Raw genomic sequence first — 10,856 nt, forward strand, 5'->3', positions numbered from 1 at the left:
GGCCGGTGAGGTGCTTTCTCTCCGGTCTGATTTGTTGCACCCTTTTTTCGGTCTCGCAAATTTTGCGGGACTTTTTTCATTTTGGTGCTTGACTTTTATTTGCAGGACTTCATTTTTCATGATTCATTGCCAAAAAAGTGGGCCGCTGATGGTTCAGCGGCCCGCTCCTTGTCGGCTCTTACAGGTCGATATCCTCGTAATCGTCGTACTCGGAGGAACAGAAGCAGCAGTTGGCCTTCTTCTCCTCCACCTTGTCGGCAATGGCGTAGAATGTGTCCACGATCTTGTCCCAGTATGCCATCACCAAGCATACCACGGCGCTCACGGCCATAGCCACGGCGGCTGCCTTCAAGATAAAGCGGATGACTTTCATGTTCAGTCCCTCCCTTGTGTGTTTTGGCACGTCATAGTTTACACGATTTGCGTGCAAAAAACAATGGGATTTGAAAAAAATTCATAATTCCCTTTCCCGCCTCTCCGGCCCTCCGGGCCTCCTTCCACAAATTGCACCAGAAACCGGGAATTTCTCTTGAAATTTTCCATCCTTTCCCCCGCCTATGTGGGAAAACTCCCCTTGTTTTTTCCTCCAAAATGGAATACAATGTATTGACTAAAGCTTTGTCTTGCCCACACATTTCCCACTCTTACCATAGAAAGGAAGGGTTCCATGAAGATACAAACTGAAATCGGCCGCATCCGCATTGCCAGCGAAGTGTTCAGCAACATCACCGGCGCTGTGGCTACCAGCTGCTACGGCGTGAAAGGGATGGCCTTCCGCTCCAAGACCGACGGCCTGGTTCATCTGCTCCGCCGGGAGTCCATGTCCAAAGGCGTGAAGCTGGTCTATCACGAGGACGATTCCGTGTCCATTGAGCTGCACATCATCGTGGACAACGGGGTCAATCTGGTGGCCGTGAGCCGCTCCATCCAAAGTGAAGTCAAGTACAACGTCAACCGCCTCACCGGCGTGGAAGTGCGCAGCGTCTCCGTGTGCGTAGACTCCATGGTCATCGGCTAAGGCCAGCGCTGATAGAAAGGAATTTGCTAACATTATGATCGACATCATTGACGGCGCATTGTTTCAGCGCATGGTGGTGCACGCTGCTGCCTCCATCAACGCCCAGAAACAGAGCATCAACGAGCTCAACGTCTTCCCTGTGCCCGACGGCGACACCGGCACCAACATGTCCCTGACCATTGGCACCGCCGCCGCTGAGGCCAAGAAAAAGCCCGCCACCACCGTGGCCCAGGCTGCCGCCACCAACGCCTCCGCCCTGCTGCGGGGCGCCCGTGGCAACTCCGGCGTCATCCTCTCCCTGCTCTTCCGCGGCGTGTCCAAGGCCCTGAAGGACCACGACACCGCCGACGGTGTGGCCCTGGCTACCGCCCTCCATGAGGGCGTGTCCGCCGCCTACAAGGCCGTCATGAAGCCTGCTGAGGGCACCATCCTCACCGTCTCCCGCCTGGCCGCCAAGGCCGCCGCTGAGGCCGCCCAGGAGCAAAACAGCGCCGAGCACGTGCTGGAGGCTGCCATCGCCCACGGCCAGGAGGCCCTGGCTGAGACCATCAACCAGAACCCCGTGCTGAAGAAGGCGGGCGTGGTGGACGCCGGTGGTAAGGGCTTCCTCATCATCCTCCAGGGTATGCTGGACGAGATGCGGGGTATTCCCGCTCCCCAGGACTACCGGGACGACGCCCCCCAGACCAAGGACAAGGCCGACTTTATGGCCATGAGCCAGGAGGAGATCACCTTCGCCTTTGACACCGTCTTTATTGTCCGCAAAGCCCAGCCCGATGTCAACCTGGGCCCCTTCCGCACCTACCTCAACAGCATCGGCGACAGCCTGGTCATCGGTGAGGACGACGAGGCCTTTAAGGTCCACGTCCACACCAACATCCCCGGCAACGCCCTCAACGAGGCCCAGAAGTACGGCACCCTGGAGCTGGCCAAGATTGAGAACATGCGCACCCAGGCCGACGATCTGGCCGCTGGACGCAAGGCCCAGAGCGTGGACGACCTGGAGGACGACCACCACGAGGAGGAGCAGACTACAGTGGCCCCCGTGGAGAAGAAGTACGGCGTGGTGGCCGTGTGCGCCGGCGGCGGCCTGGCCTCCGTGTTCCGGGACCTGGGCGTGGACGGCATCATCTCCGGCGGCCAGACCATGAACCCCTCCACCGAGGACATTCTGCGGGAGATCGCCCGCACCCCCGCCGAGACCGTGTTCGTGCTGCCCAACAACAAGAACATCATCATGGCCGCCCAGCAGTGTGTGGGCCTCATTGAGGGCCGGGAAGTGGTGGTCATCCCCACCCGCACCGTGCCCCAGGGTATTTCCACCCTGCTGGTGATGGACCCCGAGGGTCAAGTGCAGGACAACGTGGACGCCATGACCGAGGCCATGAGCCACGTGCACACCAGCGAGGTGACCTACGCCGCCCGCAACTCCGACTTTGACGGCTTCGCCATCCAGGAGGGGGACTACATGGCCCTCAGCGACGGCCAGCTGTTCGGCACCGCCAAGTCCATGGAGGAGCTGCTGGAGAACCTGGCCCAGGCCGAGACCCAGCAAACGGCAGAGTTCATCAACATCTTCTACGGCGAGGATGTGGACGAGGAGTCCGCCGGCAAGGCCCTGGCCCTGTTCCAGCGCCTGTGCCCCAACGCTGAGATTACCCTGCTCAGCGGCGGCCAGCCCGTGTACTACTATATGATTTCCGCGGAATAACGGCCAAAACACTCCAACCCGGCGGTGCAGCTGACGCTGCGCCGCTGGGTTTTTCTTTTTTCCTGCAAAAAATGATTCTCCATATTTCACGCAACTTTTCACCCCCAAGCGCATATACTACATGGTATACGGGGGAGTGTGGCGGGAATTTGCCCGCCCCTCCTCCACAGACATTGACAGAAACGGAGCGATTGACCATGTTGTTGCAAACCACACCCCCGAAATCCGACACCCCCGCCCAGGACGTGGACGACCTGATCTTTATGGGCCAGGCCGGGCCAATTGTCAGCCAGCGTTGACGGTGAAAAATCATCTTTTTGACGGGAATCTCCCCCCTTTACAACCCAGGGGCCTTTCTATATAATATATGAGATATATTATGGCCATGGGCCGGTTAAAGGATGAACGAGAATGCTGCAATTTGACGAATACAAGGTAAAACTCAACAACCTCAAGCCCGAGCTGGAAGAGCTGGGGCAGGCCCTGGACCTGGAGGCCGCTGAGCGGGAGCTGGATATGCTCCAGGCGGAGTCCGCCTCCGACGGGTTCTGGGACAACGTGGAGAAGGCCCGGAAGATCCAGCAGCGCATCAGCCAGCTGGAGGGCAAGATCAACGCCCAGGCCAAGCGTCTGTCCACCTGGGACGACCTGATGGTCCTGTGTGAGATGGGCAACGAGGAGGAGGACGAATCCCTGGTGCCCGAGGTGGAAGAGGGCTTCGAGGGCCTTCTGCGCAACATGGAGGAGGCCCGTCTGGCCACCCTCCTGTCCGGCGAGTACGACCCCTCCCCCGCCATTGTCTCCCTCCAGGCCGGCGCCGGCGGCACCGAGGCCCAGGACTGGGCCCAGATGCTCTACCGCATGTACACCCGCTGGGCCGAGCGCCACGGCTTTACCTACTCCATTCTGGACTACCAGGACGGCGACGAGGCGGGCATCAAGTCCGCCACCATCCGCATTGACGGCGAGAACGCCTATGGCTACCTGAAGAGCGAGCACGGCGTGCACCGCCTGGTGCGCGTCTCCCCCTTCGACGCCAACGCCCGCCGTCAGACCTCTTTCGCCGCCGTGGAGGTGACCCCCGAGATCGACGACAGCGTGGAAGTGGAGATCCGCCCTGAGGACATTGAGATGCAGGTCTACCGCGCCTCCGGTGCCGGCGGCCAGCACGTCAACAAGACCTCCTCCGCCGTGCGACTGATCCACAAGCCCTCCGGCCTGGTGGTGGCCTGCCAGACCGAGCGAAGCCAGCTGCAAAACCGGGAGACCTGTATGAAGATGCTGCGCTCCAAGCTCATCCAGATCAAGGAGCAGGAGCACCTGGACAAGATCTCCGACATCAAGGGCGTGCAGCTGAAAATCGAGTGGGGCAGCCAGATTCGTTCCTACGTGTTCATGCCCTACCAGCTGGTGAAGGACAACCGCACCGCCTACGAGACCTCCAACATCAATGCAGTGATGGACGGCGACCTGGACGGCTTCATCAACGCCTACCTCACCGCCTCCGCCACCGGCAACTGGGCCACCAAATAATTCCCACACACATCGCCTGTCCCGGGTGCTCCTCGCCTCCGGGACAGGCGATTTCTTCCCTCTAGGCCAGGGGAACTTCTTTGTAAATATTGTCTTATATGGTTGACTATTCCTGACATGAGGACTACAATAGTACCACAATGATACGATTAGGAGGGTATCAATCATGAAAAAGCTGATTCGCCGATGTCTTGCTCTGGCGCTGAGCGCCGTGTTTCTGCTCACCTGCGCCGCCCCCGTCTCTGCCGCCGGCACCGACATCGACATCCAATTGGATGTCACCTATTCCCAGACCGACGCCCGGGACATGCTGACACTGATCAACGACTTCCGTGCCAGCAACGATGCCTGGTACTGGAACCAGGACAATTCCACCAAAACCGATCAATCCGGTAAGCTCCAGGGGCTCACCTATGACTACAACCTGGAGCGGGTGGCCATGCAGCGGGCCGCCGAGATCGTGGTCACATATAGCCACACCCGACCGGACGGCAGCAGCTGCTTTACCGCATTCGATGAGTTTGGCGCAAACGGCTACTGGTCTGCGGAAAATATCGCGATTGGCCAAACCTCCGCCCAGGCCGTCTTTGAGGCCTGGCGGGAGGACAACGAGGACTACGCCGGTCAGGGCCACCGCCGCAATATGCTCTCCGAGAACGCAACCTCCATCGGCATTGCCCATGTGGTATACGGCGGGGTGCATTTCTGGGTTCAGGAGTTTGGCCGTCCCTTTACCCCTAACACCACGGAAACCGCCCCCAACAACTCCGCCACCCCTGTGGACATTCAGGTGGCCTCCAGCTCCATCCGCAGCGTCACCCTGGACGCCATCTCCCCCCTGTCTCTGACGGCTGGAGAGCAGGCAGACCTGCCCACCGTGTCCGCCACACTGAAGACCAATGACACCTGGGACTACACCCCTGACATCCATGTGACGCTGGAGCCCAACTGGACTGTGACGGCAGGCAGCGATGTGGTGAAGGTGGAGGGCGACAAGCTCACCGCCCTGGGGGCGGGCAGCGCCACCCTCTCCGCCACCGTGGCGGGCCAGACCGTCACCTGCTCGGTCACCGTCACCCAGGCCCCCTGTCAGCACCAGTGGGATGACGGTGTAGTCACCACTGAGCCCACCTGCACCCAGGATGGCGTGCGCACCTACACCTGCCAGCTGTGTGGAGAGACCAGGACCGAGGCCATCCCCGCCACCGGGCACACGGTTGTCATCGATCCTGCCGTTGCCCCCACCTGCACCCACACCGGCCTCACGGAAGGCAGTCACTGCTCCGTGTGCAACACGGTGATCGTGGCCCAGACTGAGGTACCTATGCTGCCCCACGACTATGTGGCCTCTGTCACCACGGAGCCCACTTGCACCGTGGATGGCGTGCGCACCTACACCTGCCAGCTGTGTGGGGCGACCAAGACCGAAGCCATCCCCGCCACCGGCCACACCTTTGGCCCCTGGACCACCGTCACCTCTCCCACCTGCACCCAGAGCGGCAGTGAGCAGCGCTCCTGCTCCGTCTGCGGCTATACCGAGACCCGGGGCGTCGATCCCACCGGCCACTCCTGGGAGGATGACTACACCGTGGATCAGGCTCCCACCTGCACCCAGGACGGCAGCAAGTCCATCCACTGCTCCCGGTGCGATGCCGTCACCGATGTCCAGACCATCCCCGCCACTGGCCACACCTGGGACCAGGGCACCGTCTTCACCCCCGCCACCTGCACGGAAAGCGGCACCATGCGCTATACCTGCACCGTCTGCGGCGAGACCCGGGATGAGGTGATTCCCGCCACTGGTCACACCTGGGACCAGGGCACTGTCCTCACCCCCGCCACCTGCACAGAAAACGGCACCATGCGCTACACCTGCACTGTCTGCGGCGAGACCCGGGACGAGGTGATTCCCGCCACCGGTCACGCCTGGGAGGATGACTACACCGTGGATCAGGCTCCCACCTGCACCCAGGACGGCAGCAAGTCCATCCACTGCTCTCAGTGCGATGCCGTCACCGATGTCCAGACCATCCCCGCCACCGGTCACGCCTGGGACCAGGGCACCGTCCTCACCCCTGCCACCTGCACAGAAAACGGCACCATGCGCTACACCTGCACCGTCTGCGGCGAGACCCGGGACGAGGTGATCCCCGCCACCGGTCACGCCTGGGAGGATGATTACACCGTGGATCAGGCTCCCACCTGCACTCAGGACGGCAGCAAGTCCATCCACTGCTCTCAGTGCGATGCCGTCACCGATGTCCAGACCATCCCCGCCACTGGCCACACCTGGGACCAGGGCACTGTCATCACCCCCGCCACCTGCACGGAAAACGGCACCATGCGCTACACCTGCACCGTCTGCGGCGAGACCCGGGATGAGGTGATCCCCGCCAGCCACCACTATGTGGACACAGTCACCGCCCCCACCTGCACCCAGGATGGATACACCACCCACACCTGCTCGGTGTGCGGTGACACCTACACCGACACCCTCGTGGCGGCTCTGGGCCACTCCTATGAGTGGGTGGTGGACCAGGAGCCCACTGCCACCCAGGCAGGCAGCCGTCACCAGGAATGCACCGTGTGCGGCGCCCTGGGTGCCACGGAGACCATTCCCGCCACTGGCACTGAGCCCAGCACCCAGCCTAGCACCCAGCCTAGCACCCAGCCCAGCACCCAGCCCCAGGCCGGCAGCACGGTCCCGTCCACCGGCGACCACAGCCACCTGACTGTGTATGTGGGTATCCTGGCGGTGTGCGTGCTGGCCCTGGCTGGAGTCGGCGCAGTGGCTGTCCGTCGCCGCCGCTAATCGTTCCGCATCTCCCCATATTCCCCTGATCATTTCCTGTGGCCCTCTTTTGAGGGCCACAGGATTTTTTTTGCATACTTTTTCTCCCATGGGAAACCCTATCCATGCAAGTGAAACCCAAAGGAGTGATTGCATGGGTCAGCCGGCCATTGACATCAAAAGCGAAATTGGCCCCTTGAAGCGGGTCCTGCTCCACCGCCCCGGGGGCGAGCTGGAAAACCTGATGCCGGAGTATCTGGAGCGCCTGCTCTTCGACGACATCCCCTATCTGAAAATCGCCCAGGAGGAGCACGACGCCTTCTGTGGGCTGCTGCGGGACAACGGCGTGGAGGTGGTGTACCTCACCGACCTGGTGAGCGAGTCCCTCACCGACGGAGCGGTGAAGGAGCAGTTTGTCCGGGCGTATATCGCCGAGGCGGGGGTGCGGGGCACCAAGCGCACCGCCATGATCGCCGACCACTTTCTGTCCATGTCCACCCACAACATGGTGTCCGCCATGATGGCGGGGCTGCGCAAGGCCCAGGTGCGGGGCTACGGGCGGAAAAACCTCACCGACTACCTGGAAGACGACTATCCCTTTGTCCTGGACCCCATCCCCAACCTGTACTTTACCCGGGACCCCTTCGCCGCCATGGGCAACGGGGTAACCATCCACCGAATGCACACCGTCACCCGGCGGCGGGAGACCCTCTTCGCCCAGTATATCTTCGCCTACCACCCCCAGTACAAGGGCACCCCGGTGTACTACGACCGGGCCGCCCCCGCCTCCATGGAGGGGGGCGACATCCTGGTGCTCTCCCCCCAGGTGGTGGCCATCGGCATCTCCCAGCGCACCCAGCCCTGGGCCATTGAGCAGCTGGCCAAGCGGCTTCTCTCCCCCCAGGTGGGCTTTACCAAGGTGCTGGCCTTTGACATCCCCAAAAACCGGGCCTTCATGCACCTGGACACGGTGTTTACCATGGTGGACCACGACAAATTCACCATGCACCCGGGCATTTCCTCCCACCTGCGCCTCTTCGTGCTGGAGCTGGAGGAGGGGTCCCACCTGACCATCACCGAGGAGGAGGACAGCCTGGAAAACATCCTGAAAGAGCATTTGAACCTGGACTCCGTCACCCTCCTCAAGTGCGGCGGCAACTCGGTGATCGACGCCGCCCGGGAGCAGTGGAACGACGGCTCCAACACCTTCTGTCTGGCCCCCGGCCGGGTGGTGGCCTACTCCCGCAACCACGTCACCAACCGGGTCATGGAGGAGGCGGGCATTGAGGTGCTCACCATTCCCAGCAGCGAGCTGTCCCGGGGCCGGGGCGGCCCCCGGTGTATGACCATGCCCCTGGTACGGGGTTCCATCTAATCTATGTTGCAAAGGAGATCACAACCATGGCAGTCAATCTAAAAGGCAAATCCTTCCTCACCCTCATGGACCTCTCCGCCCAGGAGATCCGCTACCTGCTGGACCTGGGCCATTCCCTAAAGGCCAAGCGGCAGATGGGACTCCACGGGGAGGCCCTCAAAGGCAAGCACATCGTGCTGCTCTTTGAAAAGACCTCCACCCGCACCCGCTGCTCCTTTGAAGTGGCCATGGCCGAGGAGGGAGGCCGGGTGACCTACTTGGACCCCGGCTCCTCCCAGATGGGGAAAAAGGAGTCCATGGAGGACACCGCCAAGGTGCTGGGCCGCTTCTTTGACGGCATCGAGTACCGGGGCTACGACCAGGCCAACGTGGAGACCCTGGCCAAATACTCCGGGGTGCCGGTGTACAACGGCCTCACCGACCTGGACCACCCCACCCAGATCATTGCGGACATGATGACCATGGAGGAGCACATCAACAAGCCCCTCAAGGACTGCAAAGTGGTGTTTGTGGGGGACGTGCGCAACAACATGTGCTATGCCTGGATGTTCGGCTGCTGCAAGATGGGGGTGGACTTTGTGGGCTACGGGCCCCAGGAGCTCATTGACGGGGCGGACAAGACCATTCTGGAGGCCTGCAAGCAGGAGGGGGCCATCTCCGGGGCCAACATCACCCTGACCTGCGACCCCAACGCGTTGAAGGGGGCGGACGTGCTCTACTCGGACATCTGGGCCTCTATGGGCGAGGAGGAGCTGATCCCCCAGCGGGCCAAGCTTCTCACCCCCTACCGCATCGACCACACCATGCTGGCCGCCACGGGGAATCCCGAGGTGATCTTCATGCACTGCCTGCCCTCCTTCCACAACTTCGACACCAAACTGGCCAAAGAGTGGATGGACAAGGGGGTGGACATCCGGGAGGTCACCGACGAGGTGTTCCGCTCTCGTCACTCGGTGGTCTTTGACGAGGCGGAAAACCGGATGCACGCCATCCGTGCCATTCTGGTGGCGACCCTATGAGGGGGGCCACCAAAGTGGTGGTGGCCCTGGGGGGCAACGCCCTGGAGGACAAACAGCTCCCCCCCACCGCCCAGTCGCAACACCAGGTGCTCCAGCGCACCGCCCAGCAGCTGTCCCAGCTGTCGGTATCCGGGTATGAGCTGGCCATCGTCCACGGAAACGGCCCCCAGGTGGGGCGCATCCTCCTGGCCAGCGAGACCGCCCGTGACGTGACGCCCCCCATGCCCTTTGACGTGTGCGGGGCCATGAGCCAGGGGTATATCGGCTACCACATCCAGCAAACCCTCACCGCCGCCCTGCGGGCCCAGGGTAAGAACATCCCTGTGGTGACGGTGGTGACTCAGGTGGTGGTGGACCCCCAGGACCCCGCCTTTTCCCATCCCACCAAGCCCATCGGGCCCTTTTACACCCAGGCCCAGGCGGACACCCTCACCCGGGAGCGGGGCTATCACATGCGCCAAGACGGCCAGCGAGGGTACCGCCGGGTGGTGCCCTCTCCAAGCCCGCAGCGCATTGTGGAGATTGGAACCATGAAAAGGCTGTGGAACACCACCATCACCATCGCCTGTGGTGGCGGGGGCGTGCCGGTGGTGGAGGGGGCGGACGGACATCTGGAAGGGGTGGCCGCCGTCATCGACAAGGATTTGGCCGCCTGCCGTCTGGGCATTGAGATGGAGGCGGACGTGCTGATGATTCTCACCGAGGTGCCCGCTGTGGCCCTCCACTTCGGCACCCCTCAGCAGGAGGACCTGGGCGAGGTGAAGGCGGAGACCCTGGAGCAGTACGCCCACCAGGGGCACTTTGGGGAGGGCTCCATGCTGCCCAAGGTGAAGGCGGCCATTCAGTTTGCCCGCTCCGCCCGGGGCCGGACCGCCATCATCACCAGCCTGGACCGGGGGCTGGAGGCCCTGGCGGGCAAGTGCGGCACCCGGGTGACGGCCTGACAAATGGCCCCCTTGCATGAAGGGAGTCATCTGCCCAAAAGCTGACCGAGAGGGCCTGTTCTTCTCCGATTTCTGTGGTGAAAACCACCGTCCCCGCCGGGGACGCTCCGCTGGGCCCGATTTCTCCCCGATGAGAAATCGGGGAAAGAATCGCCAAAGGCGGGGCCTTCCCCCGCCTTGTGGAATCCACCCCGCGGTACGGGGGGTGCGCCTGCGTTCTTCTCTGTTCGGCCCTTGGCCTAGTTCATGTCACATAGATGGCGTGGACATTCTACAGAAGGTGCCTGCTTCTCTGACAGAGAGCACTTCTACCCCCAGAGCCTTACCCTGGTATGCAACTGTTCCCAGTTGCCGGAGGCCGGGCGCAAAAAGCCCCTGAACATTGCCGAATTTCTTGCGTTGTTGGGTGTAGGGGAGGGGCTTGCCCCTCCCGAATCCCCCAGGGCAATACAAGGGAACCAACGG

General features: G+C 62.1%; 8 protein-coding genes. 7 read left to right on the forward strand and 1 reads right to left on the reverse strand.

Annotation, left to right across the window (positions count from 1 at the left end):
• Positions 1 to 178 precede the first annotated feature (178 nt).
• Positions 179 to 373 carry a hypothetical protein gene (locus B5F12_RS11125; RefSeq protein WP_087234396.1) on the reverse strand — a complete coding sequence of 65 codons (195 nt, stop codon included), beginning with the start codon at positions 371 to 373 and terminating at the stop codon, positions 179 to 181.
• 294 nt (positions 374 to 667) lie between these two features.
• Between B5F12_RS11125 and B5F12_RS11130 the strand changes: the two genes are divergently transcribed.
• The 7 genes from B5F12_RS11130 to arcC all read left to right on the forward strand — a co-directional run bounded on the left by B5F12_RS11130 (position 668) and on the right by arcC (position 10,391).
• Complete coding sequence (locus B5F12_RS11130) at positions 668 to 1,018, forward strand: Asp23/Gls24 family envelope stress response protein (protein WP_087234398.1); 351 nt, start codon at positions 668 to 670, stop codon at positions 1,016 to 1,018.
• Positions 1,019 to 1,052: 34 nt separating this feature from the next.
• Complete coding sequence (locus tag B5F12_RS11135; RefSeq protein ID WP_087234400.1) at positions 1,053 to 2,729, forward strand: DAK2 domain-containing protein; 1,677 nt, start codon at positions 1,053 to 1,055, stop codon at positions 2,727 to 2,729.
• A gap of 411 nt (positions 2,730 to 3,140) precedes the next feature.
• Entirely contained in the window at positions 3,141 to 4,262 is a 1,122-nt protein-coding gene (prfB, locus tag B5F12_RS11140) for a peptide chain release factor 2 (protein WP_087234402.1), read from the forward strand.
• 166 nt (positions 4,263 to 4,428) lie between these two features.
• On the forward strand, positions 4,429 to 7,074 hold the full coding sequence (locus B5F12_RS11145) for a CAP domain-containing protein (RefSeq protein WP_087234404.1): 2,646 nt from the start codon (positions 4,429 to 4,431) through the stop codon (positions 7,072 to 7,074).
• A 133-nt stretch (positions 7,075 to 7,207) separates the two neighbouring features.
• A complete protein-coding gene (arcA, locus tag B5F12_RS11150; protein WP_087234406.1) occupies positions 7,208 to 8,428 on the forward strand; it encodes an arginine deiminase in 1,221 nt (406 codons plus the stop codon).
• Between the two features lie 26 nt (positions 8,429 to 8,454).
• On the forward strand, positions 8,455 to 9,447 hold the full coding sequence (argF, locus tag B5F12_RS11155; protein ID WP_087234408.1) for an ornithine carbamoyltransferase: 993 nt from the start codon (positions 8,455 to 8,457) through the stop codon (positions 9,445 to 9,447).
• Positions 9,444 to 10,391: a carbamate kinase gene (gene arcC / locus B5F12_RS11160; protein WP_087234410.1), complete on the forward strand. Its 948-nt coding sequence runs from the start codon at positions 9,444 to 9,446 to the stop codon at positions 10,389 to 10,391. Before argF ends, arcC begins: the two co-directional genes overlap by 4 nt.
• The last annotated feature ends 465 nt before the right edge of the window (positions 10,392 to 10,856 follow it).

The sequence above is a fragment of the Pseudoflavonifractor sp. An176 genome, from assembly GCF_002160435.1.
In the GTDB taxonomy this organism is placed as follows: Bacteria; Bacillota; Clostridia; order Oscillospirales; family Oscillospiraceae; genus Enterenecus; species Enterenecus faecium.